Here is an 18,665-nt window from a genome sequence, read left to right on the forward strand (position 1 = left end):
ACCCCGGGTGTAGAACTGGACCCATGCGCGCGATTCAGGTTTCCGAGCACGGCGGACCCGAGGTCCTCACCTACACCGAGTTGCCCGAGCCCTCGATCGGAGCGGGCGGATTGCTGGTCGAGACCGAGGCGATCGGGATCAATTTCATCGACACCTACATCCGCACCGGCACGTACCCGCAGGACGTGCCCTACGTCCCCGGCGCGGAGGGCACCGGTGTGGTGACCGCCGTCGGCGACGGCGTCACCGAGTTCGCCGTCGGCGACCGGGTGGCCTGGGCGGCAGCGCCGGGCAGCTACGCCGAGAAGGCGGCCGTGCCCGCCGACGTCGCGATCCCGGTGCCGGACGGGGTGAGCGCGCCGATCGCGGCCTCGGTGCTGCTGCAGGGCATGACCGCGCACTACCTGATCGAATCGGTGTACCGGCCCGAGCCCGGCGAGACGGTGCTCGTGCACGCGGGCGCGGGCGGGGTCGGGCTGATCCTCACCCAGCTGGCCGTCGCGCGCGGTGTCCGGGTGATCACCACGGTGTCCTCCGACGAGAAGGAGGCGCTCTCGCGCGAGGCGGGCGCCGCGGAGGTGCTGCGCTACGGCGACGACCTGGCCGAGCGGGTGCGGGCGCTCACCGACGGCGTCGGGGTGGCCGCGGTCTACGACGGGGTCGGTAAGGACACCTTCGACGCGAGCCTGGCCGCCCTGCGCATCCGCGGCACGCTGGCATTGTTCGGCGCGGCCAGCGGGCCGGTGCCGCCGGTCGACCCGCAGCGGCTGAACTCCGGCGGATCGCTGTTCCTCACCCGCCCGACGCTGGCGCATTACACCCGCGACCGCGCCGAACTGCTCTGGCGGGCCGGTGACGTGTTCCGCGCGGTGGCCGACGGGACGCTGCGCATCCGGGTCGGCGCCCAGTATCCGCTGGCCGAGGCCGAACGCGCGCACCGCGATCTGGAGGGCCGCAAGACCACCGGCTCGATCGTGCTGATCCCCTGAGAACACGCGGGCGGTCGCCGTTCCGGCGGCCGCCCGGCAACGGCCGGAAGACGAGACGGTCAGCCGAAGAAGCTGCCGATGGTGTCCCAGCCGAGCACCGAGTCCACGGCCAGACCGCAGAACACCACGGCCAGGTAGTTGTTGGACTGCAGGAACAACCGCAGCGGCTTGACCGACTCGCCACGGCGCACACCCGCGTACAGCTGGTGCGCCATCAGCAGGAACCAGGCGCCGGCGACCAGCGCGACCGCCGCGTAGATCACGCCGGTGGCCGGCACCAGCGCGAGCGTGGTGAGCACGGTCAGCCAGGTGTAGATCACGATCTGCTTGGTGACGGTGCGCTCGGTGGCGACCACCGGCAGCATCGGCACCCCGGCCGCGCGGTAGTCCTCCTTGTAGCGCATCGCCAGCGCCCAGGTGTGCGGCGGCGTCCAGAAGAAGATCACGCCGAACAGCGCCAGCGCGGGCCAGCCGATGGTGCCCGTCACCGCCGACCAACCGACCAGCGCGGGCATGCAGCCCGCCGCGCCGCCCCACACCACGTTCTGCGAGGTGCGGCGCTTGAGGCCGAGGGTGTAGACGAAGACGTAGAACAGGATGGTCGCGACCACCAGCGCGCCGCTGAGCAGGTTCGCCTGCCACCACAGCCAGGCGAAGGAGGCCAGGCCCAGCACCACGCCGAAGACGAACGCGTTGCGGGTGGGCACCGCGTCCCTGGCCAGCGGCCGCTTGGCGGTGCGCTTCATGACCTTGTCGATGTCGGCGTCGGCGACGCAGTTGAGCGTGTTGGCGCTCGCCGCGCCCATCCACCCGCCGAACAGCGTGGCCAGGATCAGCCGGATGTCGATGTGCCCGCGATCGGCCAGCAGCATGGTCGGGATGGTCGCCACCAGCAGCAGCTCGATCACCCGCGGCTTGGTCAACGCGATGTAGGCCAGCACCCGTCGCATCAGCCGGGACGGCAGGCCCGAACCGGTGAACCGGTCGGCAAGCACCGTCGCGGAGGAGCCGTGCGCACCATTGCCACTCGGCTGTTCCCCAATCCGCACTGTCTCTCCTCGCACGCTGTGCATCGCATCGACACCGAACAAAAGCAGCGCCCTCGTGTCTTCCGGTCCGGACACGCACAACTGTTGCGGCGCGACTACTACAAAGGATGGTAGACCCTCGGGCACCCCGCCCCGGCCCGAGCCCCGTCCGGCCGCCCGCTCCCCCGCCGAAACCGGCGCGGCGATGTAACCCGGGTTACTTCCATGTGCCCGAGCGGGCACAACTAGGGTGGTCTCGTAACACCCGGAACCTTCGAGCAACCGGCGCGCGTCCCCGCCTCGGGCGAGCCGCGGCCGGAGCACACCCCGCCGTCGACGAGACCACATGTCAGGAGAATCCCGGTCGTGTCAGTGACAGACGACATCCGCGCCCTCACTCAGCCGAACTACCCGGACGACTGGACGGATCTCGACACCAAGGCCGTCGACACCGTCCGCGTGCTGGCCGCCGACGCCGTGCAGCGGGCGGGCAACGGCCACCCCGGCACGGCGATGAGCCTGGCCCCGCTGGCCTACACCCTCTACCAGCGGGTGTTGCGGCACGACCCGAGCGACCCGAGCTGGGTCGGCCGGGACCGGTTCGTGCTCTCCTGCGGTCACTCCAGCCTCACCCAGTACATCCAGCTGTACCTGGCCGGCTTCGGGCTCGAACTCGACGATCTGAAGAACCTGCGCAAGTGGGGTTCGCTGACCCCGGGTCACCCGGAGTTCCGGCACACCGACGGCGTGGAGATCACCACCGGCCCGCTGGGCCAGGGCCTGGCCTCCGCGGTCGGCATGGCGATGGCCGCCCGCCGCGAGCGCGGCCTGTTCGACCCGCACGCCGCGCCGGGCACGAGCCCGTTCGATCACCACATCTACGTGATCGCCTCCGACGGCGACCTGCAGGAGGGCGTCACCGCCGAGGCGTCCTCCATCGCGGGCACCCAGCAGCTGGGCAACCTGATCGTCTTCTACGACGACAACAAGATCTCCATCGAGGACGACACCACCATCGCCTTCACCGAGGACGTGGCCGCGCGCTACGAGGCCTACGGCTGGCACGTGCAGACCGTGCAGGGCGGTGAGGACGTGGTCGCCATCGAGGCGGCGATCGAGGCGGCCAAGGCGGTGCTCGACAAGCCCTCGATCATCGTGCTGCGCACCATCATCGGCTACCCGGCCCCCAACAAGATGAACACCGGCTCCGCGCACGGCGCCGCGCTGGGCGCCGACGAGGTGGCCGCCACCAAGAAGGTGCTCGGCTTCGACCCGGAGCAGACCTTCCAGGTGACCGACGAGGTCATCGCGCACACCCGCAAGGCCGTCGAGCGCGGTCGGGCCGCGCACCGCGCCTGGCAGGAGCAGTTCGACGCCTGGGCCGCGGCCAACCCCGAGCACAAGGCCCTGTTCGACCGGCTCGCCGAGCGCAGGCTGCCGGAGGGCTGGACCGCGAATCTGCCGGTGCACGAGCCCGATCCGAAGGGCATGGCCACCCGCAAGGCGTCCGGCAAGGTGCTGGCCGCGCTGGCGCCGGTGCTGCCCGAACTGTGGGGCGGCTCGGCCGACCTGGCCGAATCCAACAACACCACCATGCCCGGCCAGCCCAGCTTCGGCCCGGAGTCCATCTCCACCGGCATGTGGAAGGCCGAGCCGTACGGCCGCACCCTGCACTTCGGTGTCCGCGAGCACGCGATGGGCGCGATCCTCAACGGCATCGCCCTGCACGGGCCCACCCGCCCCTACGGCGGCACCTTCCTGGTGTTCAGCGACTACATGCGCCCGGCGGTCCGGCTGGCCGCGCTGATGCGGGTGCCCGCGGTCTACGTCTGGACCCACGACTCCATCGGCCTGGGCGAGGACGGCCCGACGCACCAGCCGATCGAGCACCTGGCCGCGCTGCGCGCCATCCCCGGCCTGAACGTGGTGCGCCCCGGCGACGCCAACGAGACCACCTACGCCTGGCGCACCATCCTCGAACGCGACTCCGCCGAGCACACCTCGCATTTCCGCGTCTCCGAGCCGCCGCACCAGGACGGCCCGTCGGCGCTGGCGCTCACCCGCCAGGACCTGCCGATCCTGGAAGGCACCAGCTACGAGGGCGTGGCCAAGGGCGGGTACGTGCTGGCCGACTCCTCCACCGAGACCCCGCAGGTGATCCTGATCGCCACCGGGTCGGAGCTCCAGATGGCGGTCGCCGCGCGCACTACGCTGGAGGCGCAGGGCATCGGAACCCGCGTGGTGTCGATGCCGTGTGTGGAGTGGTTCGACGCGCAGGACAAGGCCTACCGTGACGAGGTGCTGCCGCCCGCGGTCCGCGCGCGCGTCGTGGTCGAAGCCGGTATCGCGATGCCGTGGCACCGGTTCGTCGGCGACGCGGGCGAGATCGTGTCGATCGAGCACTTCGGCGCCTCGGCCGATTACCAGACCCTGTTCCGCGAGTTCGGCTTCACCGAGGAAGCTGTCGTTGCCGCCGCGCAGCGCACGCTGGAAAACGTGAAGGGATAGCAGCTCATGGCACAGAACGAGAACATCGCGGCGTTGGCCGCGGCCGGCGTGTCGGTCTGGCTCGACGATCTGTCGCGCGACCGCATCCGGTCGGGCAACCTCGCCGAACTGGTCCGGACCCGCGGCGTCGTGGGGGTCACCACGAACCCGACGATCTTCCAGGGCGCGCTGAGCAAGGGCCACGCCTACGACGCGCAGCTGAAGGAACTGGCCGCGCAGGGCGCCGACGCCGACGCGGCGATCCGCACCATCACCACCGACGACGTGCGCGAGGCCTGCGACGTGCTCGCCCCGGTCTTCGAGGCCACCGGCGGCCTGGACGGGCGGGTCTCCATCGAGGTCGATCCGCGCTTCGCCTTCGACGCGGACAAGACCGTGGCCCAGGCCGTGGACCTGTGGAAGACGGTGGACCGGCCCAACCTGTTCATCAAGATCCCGGCCACCGAGGAGGGCCTGCCCGCAATCACCGCGGTGATCGCCGAGGGCATCAGCGTCAACGTCACGCTGATCTTCTCGGTGCAGCGCTACCGCGCGGTGATGGGCGCCTACCTCGACGGCCTGCGCAAGGCCCGGGTGGCCGGGCACGACCTGGCCAAGATCCACTCGGTCGCCTCGTTCTTCGTCTCCCGCGTGGACACCGAGATCGACAAGCGGCTCGCGGCCGTCGGCACGCCGGAGGCGCTCGAGCTGCGCGGCAAGGCGGGCATCGCCAACGCCCGGCTCGCCTACGCCGAGTACCAGGACGTGTTCGACGGCGGTGCGCACACCTCGACCTACCAGCACCTGGCCGCCGCGGGCGCGCGTCGGCAGCGGCCGCTGTGGGCCTCGACCGGTGTGAAGAACCCGGACTACCCCGACACCATGTACGTCACCGAGCTGGTCGCGCCCAACACGGTCAACACGCTGCCGGAGAAGACGCTCGAGGCGGTGGCCGATCACGGCGAGATCCGCGGCGACACGGTGAGCGGCACCGCGGCCGAGGCGGCCGAGGTGTTCGAGCGGCTGCGCGCGGTCGGCATCGATCTCGACGACGTGTTCGCGGTGCTCGAGCGCGAGGGCGTGGAGAAGTTCGAGGCGTCGTGGGCGGAGCTGCTGTCCGCGACCGCGGAGGAGTTGCGCGCGGCCGCGTCCGGGTCCGAGGGCAACTGAGCGATGGCAGGCACGGCTTCCGTACCGTCGGCAGGCTGGCGCAACCCTCTTCGTGACGAACGGGACAAGCGGGTACCGCGGATCGCGGGCCCGTGCAGTCTGGTGATCTTCGGTGTCACCGGCGACCTGTCCCGCCGGAAACTGATGCCCGCCATCTACGACCTGGCGAACCGGGGGCTGCTGCCGCCCGGTTTCGCCCTGGTCGGCTTCGCGCGGCGCGACTACGCGAACGAGGATTTCGCGCAGGTCGTACTCGAGGCCGTCAAGGCGCACGCCCGCACGCCCTTCCGCCAGGAGGTCTGGGACCACCTGGCGGAGGGGATCCGGTTCGTGCAGGGCACCTTCGAAGACGACGCCGCCTTCGCCACCCTGGCCCAGACCCTGGGCCAGCTGGACAAGGAGCGCGGCACCGGCGGCAATCACGCCTTCTACCTGTCGATTCCACCGGACATGTTCCCGGTGGTGCTCGACCAGCTCTCCCAGCACAAGTTGGCCGGGCCGGTCGACCCCGACGCCTCCGGCCGCACACCGTGGCGGCGGGTGGTGATCGAGAAGCCGTTCGGGCACGACCTGGACAGCGCGGTGGAACTGAACACGCTCGTCAACCGGGTGTTCCCCGAGGAGACGGTGTTCCGCATCGATCACTACCTGGGCAAGGAGACGGTGCAGAACATACTGGCGCTGCGCTTCGCCAACCAGCTGTTCGACCCGATCTGGAACGCCAACTACGTCGACCACGTGCAGATCACCATGGCCGAGGACATCGGCCTCGGCGGGCGCGCGGGCTACTACGACGGCATCGGCGCCGCCCGCGACGTCATCCAGAACCATCTGCTGCAACTGCTGGCGCTCACCGCGATGGAGGAGCCGATCAGCTTCGAGCCCAAGCAGTTGCAGGCCGAGAAGATCAAGGTGCTCTCGGCGACCAAGCTGGTGGAGCCGCTGGACGAGACCACCGCCCGCGGCCAGTACAGCGCGGGCTGGCAGGGCGGCGAACGGGTCGTCGGACTGCTCGACGAGGAGGGTTTCGACCCGCAATCGACCACCGAGACCTACGCCGCGATCACCCTCGAGGTCGACACCAGGCGCTGGGCCGGGGTGCCGTTCTACCTGCGCACCGGAAAACGCCTCGGCCGGCGGGTCACCGAGATCGCGGTGGTGTTCAAGCGCGCGCCGCACCTGCCCTTCGACCAGACCATGACCGAGGAACTCGGGCAGAACGCGCTGGTCATCCGGGTGCAGCCGGACGAGGGCATCACCATGCGCTTCGGCTCCAAGGTGCCCGGCTCGGGCATGGAGGTGCGCGATGTCAACATGGACTTCAGCTACGGCGAGGCGTTCACCGAGTCCTCTCCCGAGGCCTACGAGCGCCTGATCCTCGACGTGCTGCTCGGGGTGCCGTCGCTGTTCCCGGTGAACGCGGAGGTCGAATTGTCCTGGCGCATCCTCGATCCGGTGCTCGAGCACTGGGCGGCCGGCGGCAAGCCCGAACCGTACGAGGCGGGGACCTGGGGTCCGGCCTCGGCCGACGAGATGCTGGCCCGCACCGGCCGGGAATGGCGGCGGCCGTGATCATCGATATGCCCGACACCACCACCGGCGCGGTCACCAAGCGCCTGGTGCAGCTGCGCGAGAGCAACGGCGTCATCACGATGGGCCGGGTGCTCACCCTGGTGGTGTGCACGCTCGACAGCTCCGAGGCCGAGGACGCGATCGACGCGGCCAACGACGCCAGCCGCGAGCATCCGTGCCGCGTGGTGGTGCTGGCCCGCGGCGACCGCGAGGCCGAGACGAAGCTGGACGCGCAGATCCGGGTCGGCGGCGACGCCGGTGCGGCCGAGGTGATCGTGCTGCGGTTGCAGGGCGAGCTGGTCAGCCACGAGAGCAGCGTGGTGGTGCCGTTCCTGCTGCCGGACACGCCGGTGGTGGCGTGGTGGCCGCGCGGCGCGCCGGAGTTCCCGTCGAAGGATTCGGTGGGCAGGCTGGCGACCCGGCGCATCACCGACGCCACCTACGCCCCCGATCCGCAGGCCACCATCAAGAAGCGCCGTGACTCCTACGCGCCGGGCGACACCGATCTGGCGTGGAGCCGCATCACCTACTGGCGCGCCCTGCTGGCCGCCTCGCTGGACGAGCCGCCGTACGAGCCGGTGGAGTCGGTGACCGTGTCCGGCCTGCGCGAGGAACCCGCCCTCGACATGCTGGCCGGCTGGCTGGCCGCGCGGCTGGGCTGCCCGGTGTACCGGCGCACCGGCGCCCTGGAGGTGCAGCTGCACCGGCCCGCGGTGTCCATCGCCATCACCCGCCCGCAGACCGGGCGCACCGCCACCCTCACCCGCACCGGCGATCCGGATCAGCGGATCGCCCTGGCCCGCAGGGAAACTCGCGACTGCCTCGCCGAAGAACTGCGCCGGCTCGATGCCGACGAGATCTACGCCGAGGCGCTCGCCGGAATCGAGAAGGTGATCTATGAGTGAGACGCCCGCGGATCGCTACGCCGACCAGGATCGCCGCATCGCGGCCGGTTTCCCCGCGAACACCGTGCAGGTGTTTCCGGACCCCGACGCCCTGGTGACCGCCGGGGCCCGGCGCGTCGTCGAGGTCCTCGTGGCCGCGCAGGCCGCACGCGGGTCGGCCTCGGTCGTGCTCACCGGCGGCGGCACCGGCATCGATCTGCTCGCCGCGGTGCGCAAGGCGCCCGGCGACGTGGACTGGTCGCGGCTCGACGTGTTCTGGGGTGACGAGCGTTTCGTCCCCGCGGGCGACGCCGACCGCAACGAGCTGCAGGCGCGGCAGGCGCTGCTGGACCATGTGCCGCTCGACCCGCACCGCGTGCACCCGATGGCCGGCAGCATCGGCGAGTACCCGGACCCGGTGGAGGCCGCCGCGGCGTACTCCGCGGCCGTGCACGCCCACCTCGCCGAATACGGCGCCTTCGACCTGCACCTGCTCGGCATGGGCGGTGAGGGCCACGTCAACTCGCTGTTCCCGCACACCGACGCGGTGCGGGAGGAACACGAACTCGTCGTCGCGGTGACGGATTCGCCGAAACCGCCGTCGGTGCGCATCACCCTGACCCTGCCCGCGGTGCGCCGCGCCCGGCACGTCGCGCTGGTGGTGGCCGGTGCGGGCAAGGCCGAGGCGGTCGCCGCCGCGCTGAACGGGGCCGACCCGGTGGACATTCCGGCCGCCGGGGCGCGCGGCTCGGAATCGACCACCTGGTTGCTCGACGAAGGGGCCGCATCCGGATTGCGGTGAGCGGCGGTGGACGTGGAGGTCGCGGTGTCGTGCCCACGCTGTGGTGTCGCCGGGAGCGCCGCCACGGTGGCCGCCGCGTCCGACCGGCTCCCACGCGCTGACTGCCGGCGACGGCGCGACGGTCACCGGCAACGGGACGAGCGGTGAGCGCCGCCGATGCCGCGGGCGCGGCGCTGGACGGCCGGTTCCGGTCGGCACTGGCGGGACTCGAGCGCGGCCGCGGCGATCTCCCGCACGGCGTCACCGCCGCCGGGCTGTGGGAGTTGTTCGACGCCCAGGCCACGAGCAGACAGCTCGATCTCGCGGCGCGGCGGCTCGGCACGCATCGGCGCGGCTACTACAGCATCGGTTCCTCCGGGCACGAGGGGAACGCGGCACTGGCCGCGGCGGCCCGCACGACCGATCCCGCGCTGCTGCACTATCGGTCGGGCGCGTTCTTCGTACACCGGCTGCGCCGGGTGGGCGGATCCGATCCGGTGCGGGACGTCCTGCTGGGGGTGGTCGCGGCGGCGGCCGACCCGATCTCCGGCGGCAGGCACAAGGTGTTCGGCAGCAAGGCCGCCCACATCGTTCCGCAGACCTCGACCATCGCCTCACAACTCCCCCGCGCGGTCGGCCTGGCCTTCGCGCTGGAGCGGGCCGCACGGCTGGGTCTGCCGACCGAGTGGCCCGCCGACGCGATCGTGCTGTGCAGCTTCGGGGACGCCTCGGCCAATCACTCCACCGCCACCGGTGCGATCAACGCCGCCCTGCACACCGCCTTCCAGGGCGTGCCGATGCCGATCCTGTTCGTCTGCGAGGACAACGGCCTCGGCATCAGCGTCCCCACGCCCCCGGGCTGGATCGCGCACGCCTACGGCGCGCGGCCCGGACTGCACTACCTGCACGCCGACGGCTGCGATCCGGCGGACGCGCTCACCACGTGCGCGCGTGCCGTCGACTGGGTCCGCACCCACCGCGGACCCGCGTTCCTGCACCTGTCCACGGTCCGGCTCCTCGGGCACGCCGGCTCCGACGCCGAGAGCGCCTATCGACGGCCCGCCGAGCTGGCCGCGGATCTGCGCCGGGACCCGCTGCTCGGCACGGCCGGGCTGCTCGTCGCCACCGGCGCCGACCCCGGCGCGGTGCTCGCACGCTACGACTCGATCGCCGACCGCGTCGCGGCCACCGCCGAGTCCGTCTGCGCCGAACCGAAACTGGACACCGCCGAGGCGGTTCTCGCCCCGCTCGCCCGGAGTCGGCCTGCCGCGGTGCGCGCCGACGTGCTGCGCGACACCCCGACGTCGCCCACCCGCGCCCACCCGGGCGTGCGGGCCGGACGCGATCCCGGCGCGGATGTGCCCGTGACGCTGGCGCAGGCGGTCAACACCACCCTGGCCGCGCTGTTGGCGCGCGACCCCGACGTCCTCGTCTTCGGGGAGGATGTCGGCCGCAAGGGCGGCGTCTACGGCGTCACCAAGGGATTGCGCGCCCGCTTCGGCCCGCGCCGGGTGTTCGACACCCTGCTGGACGAGCAGAGTGTCCTCGGCACCGCGCTGGGCGCCGCGCTCGCCGGGTTCGTGCCGATTCCGGAGATCCAGTACCTGGCCTACCTGCACAACGCCGCCGACCAGGTGCGGGGGGAGGCCGCCACCCTGCGCTTCTTCTCCGCGGGCCGCTACCGCAATCCGATGGTGGTCCGCATCGCCGGGCTGGCCTATCAGCGAGGTTTCGGCGGCCACTTCCACAACGACAACTCGGTCGCCGCGCTGCGCGACATCCCGGGCGTGGTGCTGGCCGTGCCCGCCCGCGCCGACGACGCCGCCGCCCTGCTGCGCACCTGCGTCTCGGCCGCCCGCGTCGACGGCCGGGTGTGCGTCTTCCTCGAGCCGATCGCGCTCTACCACACGCGCGACCTGCACCCGGACGACGGTGCGTGGGCCGTCCCGGCCGCCGCACCGGAGCACGTCCCGATCGGCCGCGCCCGCGCCTACGGCGACGGCACCGACCTGACGATCGTCACCTTCGGCAACGGCGTCCCGATGAGCCTGCGGGTGGCCGCCCGGCTGGCCCGGCAGGGCGTGGCGACCCGTGTCCTCGACCTGCGCTGGCTGGCTCCGCTGCCGGTGGACGATCTGGTGCACCACGCCCGAGCCACCGGCCGGGTGCTCGTCGCCGACGAGACCCGGCGCAGCGGCGGAGTGTCCGAAGCGGTGTGCACCGCACTCGTCGACGCCGGATTCCGCGGCCGCCTCACCCGGGTCACCAGTGCCGACAGCTTCGTGCCCCTCGGGCCTGCGGCCGCGGCCGTGCTGCTGTCCGAAGCCGCGATCGAGTCCGCCGCGCTGGCCCTCGTCCGCGACTGACCGGCCGCCCGCGGGTGGGCGTGTTCACGATTCGACCCGCCGTGACGGGCAATACTCTGGGGCGAACACCCGGCAGCGAAAGGACACGGCGAATGTCAACGATGTCCATCCTCGGCGAGGTCCGCCCCGAGCACGATCACGACGCGGGCGGCGAGCGGGTACTGCTGCACTATCTACGGTCCTACAAGCAGCCGGTGCTCGACGTGTGGTCGGCCTGCACCGCGCGTGACCAGCTCGCCCGCTGGTTCGGCGCGGTGTCCGGCGGGAACGGCAACCTCGGTATCGAACCGCTCGACGGGCCGGTGCCCGGCCCGGTCGCGGTCCGCGTGGAGCACTGCGTGGCACCACACGAACTGGTCGCGCACGTGGACGGCGAGCTGATCGAGGTGCGGCTGGAGCAGGTCGGCGTGCTGACCAATCTCGAGCTCGTGCGCAGGCACCTCTGCCCGGCCGACGCTCCCGCCGTCGGACCGCGCTGGCAGTACCTGCTGGACCGGCTCACCGCCTATCTCGAGGGCACGCCACTGCCCAGCTGGTCGGCCTATCCGAAGCCCGCCGACGAGTACCGGTGATCGACTTCTCGGACAACATTTCGGTAACACGCGCCGACAGTCGTGCTGATCCCGTGATCGAAAAACCCAGAGCCGATGCCTATCCACCGAGGTGAGAGGCGTGCTCCCGGTTCGTACACCTGCACGCTCGCCCGCCTGTGCAGCGGTAATGCCTTCCATGTGACGGCGGGCGCGCGGTGTGGCAGCATCCTTGGCGAGGTCGGGGTCTGGAGCTAGGTCGGGCACCGACTGGTTGGGCCGGCGGCGGCCCCGGGGAGCTTCCCGGGGCCGCCCCGCCGGTTTCCGAGCCGTTTCGCGCCCGCTCAGCGCACCGCCTGCTCCGCAACGTCGCCGGCCTCGGCCGATGCCCGCGCACCCCGTCCCGGCGCCCACGCCCCGAGGACCACGGCCGCCACCACGCTCGACACGCCCAGGGCCAGCGCCGCGTTCTGCATGCCGTGCACGAATGCAGCCTGTGCCAGATCGACCAGCGGCGCCGCCTGCGGCCCGGCGCGGTCGGCCACCTCGAGCGCCGCGGCCAGCGAACTACCCACCGGCTCGCGCGCCTGCTCGGGCAACTGCGGCAGCACCGGACTGATGCGGGCGCTGTACCCCGCGGCCAGCACACTGCCCGCGACGGCGATCCCCAACGCCGCCCCCACCTCGCGGGCGGCATCGTTCACCGCGGAGGCGACGCCGTGGTCGGCGACAGGTGTGTTCGCGATGATCGCCGCGGTCGCGGGCGGGGAACTCAGCCCCAGCCCGCTGCTCATCACCAGCAGCGGCCACAGCAGATCGACGTAGCCGCTGGCGGCGGTGAGCCGCGAGAGACCGATCAAACCGACGCCGACCAGCCCCACCCCGATCACCGTCGGCAGCCGCAGCCCGAAGCGCTCGGCCAGCCACGGCGCGACGGCGGCGAGGGCGATCATCGGTCCCACCATCGGCGCCAACGCCACCGCCGACATCAGTGGGCTGTAGCCGAGGAAAAGTTGCATGAACTGCACGATCAGCAGGAAGGTGCCGAACGCGGCCAGGAACTGCACACCCACCGCCACCGTCCCGCTGCCGAATCCGCGCGCGGCGAACAGCCGCACATCCAGCAGCGGCCGCGCCCCGCGGGCCGCCACCCGGAGCTCGACGACCGCGAACAGCACGCCCGCGACCACGGCCCCGGCCAGCAACCCGAGGACGACCGGATCGGTCCATCCCCGTACCGGCGCCTCGATCGCGCCCACCACCAGCAGCCCGATCGCGGCGGCCGAACTCAGCGCACCGGCAGGATCGAGGCCGGGTCGATCCTCGTCGACGGTCTCCCCGACCGTGCATCCCGCGACCGCGAGCACCGCGGCCGCGATCGCCATGCCGAGGAAGATCGACACCCAGGAGAAGTGCGCGAGCAGCAAGCCCGACCCGAGGAAGCCGATCACCGCGCTCACGCCCGCGACACCGGCCCACACGGCCACCGCCACCGACCGACGCGACTCGGGGAAGCTCGCGGTGAGCAGCGACAGCGTGGCGGGCATCACCAGTGCCGCGCCCACACCGGTGAGCGCGCGCGCCCCGATCAGCCAGTGCGGGCTGTCGACGATCAACGGCAGCGCCGAGGACGCCGCGAAGATCACCAGCCCGAGCACGAGCACCAGCCTGCGGCCGTAGCGGTCGCCCAGCGCGCCGCACGGCAGCACCAGGCACGCCAGGGTCAGCGTGTAGCCGTCCACGATCCAGGTCAGCTGCTGCTGGGTGGCGCCGGTGGCGGCCACGATCTCCGGCAGCGCCGTGTAGAGCCCGGCCATCGCCGCGATGACGAGTGCCACCCCCAGGCAGGAGACGACCAGCAGCCACCACTGGCGTCCGGTCAGCCGCACCGGCGCGGTCGCGCTCACGCCGACCCGAGGTCGGTGAGGTGGGCCAGCACCAGGCGATCGACCTCGGCACCGCGTTCGAGGGGCAACAGATGCCCGGCGCCCGGGATCTCGGTGACGCCGCGCAGGTCGGGCACGTGCGCGCGCATCACCCCCAGCGGATCGCGACCGCTGAATCCGGCCATGTCCGGGTCGTTTTCGCCGTAGACGAAATACGCGGGCACCCGGACCGTCGGGTCGAGATCGGCACCCAGCTCCCAGTTGCGGTCCAGGCTGCGATACCAGGCCAGCCCACCGGAGAAGCCGGTGCGTTCGAATTCGGCGGCGAGCACGTCGAATTCCGCCGCCGACAGCCACGGCCACGGCAGGGCGGGCGCGTCCGGGAGTACCTCGAGGTAGCCGGAGCCGGGCGGGAAGCGCCAGGTGTCGAGGTAGTGGTAGTCGCCGCTGAGCGCGTAATACACGCGGGCGAGGAAATCGCGTGGCGCGGCCGCGAGTTCGCGATCCGCGACACCGGGGCGCTGGAAGTAGTCCAGGTGCAGGAAGTGGCGCTGCGCCGCCTTGGCCCACAGCTGCGAGGGCGCGCGGGACGGCCGGGGCGCGTAGGGATTGTTCAGCACGATCATCCCGCGCACCCGCTCGGGTGCCCGCTGGGCCAGCTCCCACACCAGCACGGCACCGAAGTCGAGGCCGACGAACACCGCCCGCTCCGCGGCGAGATCGTCGAGCAGGGCCAGCAGATCACCGATCACCGCGCGATTGGTGTACGCCTCGGGGTCGGCCGGTGCGTCCGTGCGGCCGTAGCCGCGCAGATCCGGTGCCAGCGCGTGGTAGCCGGCCGCGGCCAGGGCGTCGAGCTGGCGGTGCCAGATGAACCCGGTGTGCGGGAAGCCGTGGCAGAAGATCACCGGCTGCCCCGCGCCGTGCTCGGTGACGTGCATGCGAATGCCGTCGTTGGTCACGATCCGGGACGTGGGCCGCTCGGTCACCGTCACTGCGCCTCCAAAGTTAGAACACGTTCTACGTCTCACGGTAATGTCCGACAGTCGTGAGCGGAATACCAGACCTACGCGACCGGGTCGCGGTCGTCACCGGCGCCAGCCGCGGCATCGGCAAGGGCATCGCCCTGGAGCTGGGCGCGGCGGGCGCGACGGTCTACCTGACCGGGCGATCCACCACCCCGGGAAAACTGCCCGGCACCGTCCACGAGACCGCCGCGCGCATCGATGACCTCGGGGGCACCGGCGTCCCGGTGGTGTGCGATCACCGCGACGACGACGCCGTCGCCCGTCTGTTCGACCGGGTGCGCGCCGAGCACGCCCGGCTCGACGTGCTGGTGAACAACGTCTACAACTCCCCCGCCGCCGCCCGGTGGCTCGGCAAACCCTTCTGGCAGGTGCCCCCGCACGCCTGGGACGAGACCTTCGACGTCGGGGTGCGCTCGCATTACGCGGCGGCGGTGTTCGCCGCACCGCTGCTCATCGAATCCGGCGGCCTGCTGGTCAACATCTCCTCGCCCGGCGCCCGGCGCTACATGCACAACGCCGTCTACGGCGTGGCCAAGGCGGCACTGGACCGGCTCACCGCCGACCTCGCCCACGACCTCGCCGACACCGCGGTCACCGTGGTGTCGCTGTGGCCCGGCATCGTGAACACCGAACTGCTGCAACTGGTCCCGGCGGACGCCGCGGGCAGGCGACTGGTCACCCTGCCCGGGGAAGGCACGTTCGATCTGGACGCGGCCGAATCGCCGCACTTCGCCGGGCGCGCGGTGGTGGCACTGGCCGCCGATCCGGAGCGCCGCGGCCACACCGGCGCCGCCCTGCGGGTGGCCGATCTGGCCGAGCGCTACGGCTTCACCGACCTCGACGGACGCGTTCCCCGCAACGACTGAGCAACCGAGCTGGACACGGCTTCCCCGGACCGTGGATGATGCACGAGCGCACATCGATTTTCCGAGGACGTCAGATGACCCCCGCAGGCCTCACCCTTGTCACCCCGCGGCTGCGGATGCGTCCTCTGCGCAGCGCCGACGCCGAGCGGTTGCACGTGCACTGGAACGATCCGGGCGTGCGGCGCTATCTCTTCGACGACGAGCCGGTGCCGACGCCGCTGGTGCTGGCGATCATCGAACGCAGCGACCGCGATTTCGCGGTGCACGGCTACGGGCTGTGGACGCTGACCGCCCGTGGGACGGCGACCGGCGAACTGCTCGGCGTCAGCGGATTGCGCCGGATCGACCACGGCATCGAGCTGGTGTGCAGCGTGGCCGACCGGCACCGCGGCGAGGGCCTGGCGGTCGAGGCCTGCCGCGCGGTGTTGAAGTACGCCTTCGGAACCCTGGGGCTGGACCGGGTGATCGCGGAAATCGATGCGGGCAACCGCGAATCGGTGCGGCTGGCCGAACGGCTGGACATGGTGCGCACCCGAGCCGAAGCGGACGCGACCGGGCTGGTGCGCTTCGAGGCCACCGCGCCGTGGACCGGCCGGGACGAGGCCGCGATCAGGAGAACTTGATCTCCAGGCCGATGCCGAGGATGGCGATGAGCCAGATGATGCCGGTGAAGATCGTGACGCGGTCGAGGTTCTTCTCGACGACGGTGGAGCCGGACAGGCTGGACTGCACGCCGCCACCGAACAGGCTGGACAGACCCCCACCCTTGGCGCGGTGCAGCAGCACCAGCAGCACCAGCAGCACGCTGGTGATGATCAGGAGGATATCCAGGAACATCCGCATGCCGTCAGTCTATGGGGTACGCCGCCGCGCGCCCCAATCGGGCGTGCGGCGCGCTCATCGCCGGTGCGGGTCGACCGCCACCAGGTGGCTGATGCTGGGTTCGCCGGTGCCGAACTCGGCCACGGCCTGTTCGCGCAACCGGTCCTGGGCGGTGAGCCGGACCTGGTGCTGGTGCATGTGCTCGGCCCACGAGCGCACCACGAACGCCTCCACATACCGATCGACCACGCCCACGTCGCGGTAGAGCCGCCACTCCATCGCGCCGGTGCGCTGCCGGGACCGCCCGACGAAGACCATCGCGGCCAGGAAGTCCGGCACCCGCTCGGCCGGGACGTCGTAGGAGCGCAACACCATGACCGGGCCGTCGTCGGGATCGGGCTCCACCACCAGCTGCGGCTCCGGCCAGAACGCGGTCGGGGTGAGATCGAGATCCTCGGCGTTGTGCCGGATCGGCAGCCACACACTGCTCACCGCGCTGCCCGCCAGCAGGGCCGCCGCGATCAGCAGCGCGGTCACCGCCGAGGTCGCCCCCGCCACCAGGCCCCAGACCAGCGAGCCCATCGCCTGCCCGCCCATGAACACCAGCATGTACACCGACAGTCCGCGGGCACGCACCCAGGCGGGCAGCAGCAGCTGCATCGTCGCGTTCATCGTCGACAACGCCAGCAGCCAGGCCAGGCCCGCGCCCACCAGCAGCACCAGCACCGCCGCCACGCTGTGCAGCAGTGCCGCACCGACACAGGCCAGCCCGAACACCACCGAGGCCGCGGTGAGCCGCTGGGTGGGGGTCAGCCAGGCGCGGATGCGCGACAGTCCCACCGCACCGGCCACCGCGCCCACGCCCAGCGCGCCGAGCAGCACGCCGTAGCCGGAGGAGCCCAAGCCGAGTTCGGCGCGCGCGATCACCGGCAACAGCGCCCACAGCGCGCTCGCCGGCCCCACGAAGAGGATCGAACGCAGCAGCACCCGCCGGATCGCGGGCGCCGCGCGGATGAATCTGGTCCCGGCCTGGAGCGCGGCCAGCGGCCGCTCGCTGGGCAGCCGGCGGTCGGCGGCCGGGCGGCGCCAGAACAGCAGCACCGCGACGATGCCGCCGAACGACAGCGCGTTCAGGGCGAACACCAGCGACGGCCCCGACAGTGCCACCAGCACACCGGCGACCGCCGGGCCCACCGCCCGCCCGATGTTGATGTTCATGCTGCCCAATGCCGCCGCGGACGGAATCTGCTGGCGCGGTACCAGTTCCGGCTGGATCGCCTGCCAGGACGGGGCGGTGATGGCCTGTCCGCAGCCGAGCAGGAACAGCAGCGTCAGCAGCACCCCCGGGGTGGTGTGCCCGGTGGCGGTGGAGACCGCCAGCACCGCGGCGAGCACCGCCATCGTCGATTGCGCGCCCAGCAGCAGCCTGCGCCGGTCCATCAGATCGGCCAGGACGCCCGAGGGAATGGACAGCAGCATCACCGGCAACGTGATGGCGGTCTGCACCAGCGACACCAGGGTGGCGGCGTTCGGCTCGTCCACCAGCAACCACTGCGCGCCGACCGTCTGCATCCAGGTGCCCAGGTTGGAGACCAGCTGGGCGATCCACAGTGCCCGATAGACGGGGGACCGCAGCGGCGCCCAGGTGGACAGCGGCTGCGTGGCGTCGGCGGTGGTCACTCCGCCGAGCATATCGCCGGTAACATCGGGGACATGGCGGCACCACTGGCTCGGCTCGCGATCGCGGTGCTCGCCGCGGCCGCGCTCTCCGCATGCACGAGCGACGCGGACTCGGTCCCGGCGAAGGAATCCACCCCGCCGGACCGGCCGCTGCGCGGCACCACCTGGGTGGTGACGGCCCTGCTCGACCAGGATGTCGACGTGCCCGCGGAGGTGCTCGACGCGGCCAATCCGACGCTGCTCATCGCCGAGGACGGCGGCGTCTCCGGCTCCGCCGGGTGCAATCAGCTGGTCGGCACCGCGGCCGTGCAGGACAAGCCGCACGGCGGATCCAGCATCACCTTCCAGGTCGCCACCACCAAGATGATGTGCGAACCGGCGGTGATGGAGGTCGAGCGCGGCGTGCTCGAGGTCCTGGACGGCAATGTCGGCGCCACCATCGAGGGTGACACGCTGACCCTGCGCGACGACGACGGCCGCGGCCTCACGCTAGCCGCCCGCTGAGCGCTCGGCACCCGGGCAGACGACGAGGGCCCGGCTGCCGAACGAACCGGCCCGGAAACGAACCGGCCCGGC

16 protein-coding genes are annotated in these 18,665 nt (G+C 71.8%); 11 read left to right on the forward strand and 5 right to left on the reverse strand.

What is annotated here, in order from left to right; all coding sequences use genetic code 11:
* Nucleotides 1-23 precede the first annotated feature (23 nt).
* Nucleotides 24-989, forward strand: coding sequence for a quinone oxidoreductase (locus CRM89_RS11830; protein ID WP_098084024.1), 966 nt, complete (start codon nucleotides 24-26; stop codon nucleotides 987-989).
* A gap of 59 nt (nucleotides 990-1,048) precedes the next feature.
* Here the strand turns inward: CRM89_RS11830 and CRM89_RS11835 are convergent, their stop codons facing one another.
* Nucleotides 1,049-2,038, reverse strand: a complete 990-nt coding sequence (locus tag CRM89_RS11835) for a heme o synthase (RefSeq protein ID WP_041560235.1) — start codon at nucleotides 2,036-2,038, stop codon at nucleotides 1,049-1,051.
* A 345-nt stretch (nucleotides 2,039-2,383) separates the two neighbouring features.
* Between CRM89_RS11835 and tkt the strand changes: the two genes are divergently transcribed.
* The 7 genes from tkt to CRM89_RS11870 all read left to right on the forward strand — a co-directional run bounded on the left by tkt (nucleotide 2,384) and on the right by CRM89_RS11870 (nucleotide 11,849).
* The gene (gene tkt / locus CRM89_RS11840) at nucleotides 2,384-4,525 is read left to right on the forward strand and encodes a transketolase (protein ID WP_098084025.1); all 2,142 of its coding nucleotides are present in this window, start codon (nucleotides 2,384-2,386) and stop codon (nucleotides 4,523-4,525) included.
* A gap of 6 nt (nucleotides 4,526-4,531) precedes the next feature.
* The gene (tal, locus tag CRM89_RS11845; RefSeq protein WP_060590169.1) at nucleotides 4,532-5,674 is read left to right on the forward strand and encodes a transaldolase; all 1,143 of its coding nucleotides are present in this window, start codon (nucleotides 4,532-4,534) and stop codon (nucleotides 5,672-5,674) included.
* Between the two features lie 3 nt (nucleotides 5,675-5,677).
* Nucleotides 5,678-7,246: a glucose-6-phosphate dehydrogenase gene (gene zwf / locus CRM89_RS11850; RefSeq protein ID WP_060590167.1), complete on the forward strand. Its 1,569-nt coding sequence runs from the start codon at nucleotides 5,678-5,680 to the stop codon at nucleotides 7,244-7,246.
* On the forward strand, nucleotides 7,243-8,151 hold the full coding sequence (opcA, locus tag CRM89_RS11855) for a glucose-6-phosphate dehydrogenase assembly protein OpcA (RefSeq protein WP_174520481.1): 909 nt from the start codon (nucleotides 7,243-7,245) through the stop codon (nucleotides 8,149-8,151). Before zwf ends, opcA begins: the two co-directional genes overlap by 4 nt.
* A complete protein-coding gene (gene pgl / locus CRM89_RS11860; protein WP_082668555.1) occupies nucleotides 8,144-8,932 on the forward strand; it encodes a 6-phosphogluconolactonase in 789 nt (262 codons plus the stop codon). Before opcA ends, pgl begins: the two co-directional genes overlap by 8 nt.
* A gap of 143 nt (nucleotides 8,933-9,075) precedes the next feature.
* Nucleotides 9,076-11,277 (forward strand): thiamine pyrophosphate-dependent enzyme, encoded by a 2,202-nt coding sequence (locus CRM89_RS11865; RefSeq protein ID WP_098084026.1) that lies wholly within the window; start codon nucleotides 9,076-9,078, stop codon nucleotides 11,275-11,277.
* A gap of 92 nt (nucleotides 11,278-11,369) precedes the next feature.
* On the forward strand, nucleotides 11,370-11,849 hold the full coding sequence (locus CRM89_RS11870) for a hypothetical protein (RefSeq protein WP_060590162.1): 480 nt from the start codon (nucleotides 11,370-11,372) through the stop codon (nucleotides 11,847-11,849).
* Between the two features lie 302 nt (nucleotides 11,850-12,151).
* On the opposite strand, the gene CRM89_RS11875 is transcribed toward CRM89_RS11870, so the two are convergent.
* Complete coding sequence (locus CRM89_RS11875) at nucleotides 12,152-13,714, reverse strand: MFS transporter (protein ID WP_098084027.1); 1,563 nt, start codon at nucleotides 13,712-13,714, stop codon at nucleotides 12,152-12,154.
* Nucleotides 13,711-14,688, reverse strand: coding sequence for an alpha/beta fold hydrolase (locus CRM89_RS11880; RefSeq protein ID WP_098084028.1), 978 nt, complete (start codon nucleotides 14,686-14,688; stop codon nucleotides 13,711-13,713). Before CRM89_RS11880 ends, CRM89_RS11875 begins: the two co-directional genes overlap by 4 nt.
* Before the next feature lie 53 nt (nucleotides 14,689-14,741).
* Between CRM89_RS11880 and CRM89_RS11885 the strand changes: the two genes are divergently transcribed.
* The gene (locus tag CRM89_RS11885) at nucleotides 14,742-15,587 is read left to right on the forward strand and encodes an SDR family NAD(P)-dependent oxidoreductase (RefSeq protein ID WP_086841822.1); all 846 of its coding nucleotides are present in this window, start codon (nucleotides 14,742-14,744) and stop codon (nucleotides 15,585-15,587) included.
* 74 nt (nucleotides 15,588-15,661) lie between these two features.
* Entirely contained in the window at nucleotides 15,662-16,210 is a 549-nt protein-coding gene (locus tag CRM89_RS11890) for a GNAT family N-acetyltransferase (protein WP_076573843.1), read from the forward strand.
* On the opposite strand, the gene secG is transcribed toward CRM89_RS11890, so the two are convergent.
* Nucleotides 16,197-16,430, reverse strand: a complete 234-nt coding sequence (gene secG / locus CRM89_RS11895) for a preprotein translocase subunit SecG (RefSeq protein WP_011210117.1) — start codon at nucleotides 16,428-16,430, stop codon at nucleotides 16,197-16,199. The two genes, CRM89_RS11890 and secG, sit on opposite strands and share 14 nt — an antisense overlap.
* Before the next feature lie 54 nt (nucleotides 16,431-16,484).
* Complete coding sequence (locus CRM89_RS11900; RefSeq protein ID WP_086841820.1) at nucleotides 16,485-18,101, reverse strand: MFS transporter; 1,617 nt, start codon at nucleotides 18,099-18,101, stop codon at nucleotides 16,485-16,487.
* A gap of 21 nt (nucleotides 18,102-18,122) precedes the next feature.
* Here CRM89_RS11900 and CRM89_RS11905 point away from each other — a divergent pair, with 21 nt between their 5' ends.
* Nucleotides 18,123-18,593, forward strand: coding sequence for an META domain-containing protein (locus CRM89_RS11905; protein ID WP_086841818.1), 471 nt, complete (start codon nucleotides 18,123-18,125; stop codon nucleotides 18,591-18,593).
* Nucleotides 18,594-18,665: the final 72 nt, after the last annotated feature.

Origin of the sequence: Nocardia sp. FDAARGOS_372 (assembly GCF_002554515.1) — a bacterium.
GTDB lineage: Bacteria > Actinomycetota > Actinomycetes > Mycobacteriales > Mycobacteriaceae > Nocardia > Nocardia farcinica.

Coding starts and splice junctions, on each gene's coding strand:
- tal (WP_060590169.1), top strand. CDS start 4,532: ATGGCACAGAACGAGAACATCGCGGCGTTGGCCGCGGCCGGCGTGTCG.
- CRM89_RS11870 (WP_060590162.1), top strand. CDS start 11,370: ATGTCAACGATGTCCATCCTCGGCGAGGTCCGCCCCGAGCACGATCAC.
- pgl (WP_082668555.1), top strand. CDS start 8,144: ATGAGTGAGACGCCCGCGGATCGCTACGCCGACCAGGATCGCCGCATC.
- CRM89_RS11890 (WP_076573843.1), top strand. CDS start 15,662: ATGACCCCCGCAGGCCTCACCCTTGTCACCCCGCGGCTGCGGATGCGT.
- CRM89_RS11905 (WP_086841818.1), top strand. CDS start 18,123: ATGGCGGCACCACTGGCTCGGCTCGCGATCGCGGTGCTCGCCGCGGCC.
- CRM89_RS11830 (WP_098084024.1), top strand. CDS start 24: ATGCGCGCGATTCAGGTTTCCGAGCACGGCGGACCCGAGGTCCTCACC.
- secG (WP_011210117.1), bottom strand. CDS start 16,430: ATGCGGATGTTCCTGGATATCCTCCTGATCATCACCAGCGTGCTGCTG.
- CRM89_RS11900 (WP_086841820.1), bottom strand. CDS start 18,101: ATGCTCGGCGGAGTGACCACCGCCGACGCCACGCAGCCGCTGTCCACC.
- zwf (WP_060590167.1), top strand. CDS start 5,678: ATGGCAGGCACGGCTTCCGTACCGTCGGCAGGCTGGCGCAACCCTCTT.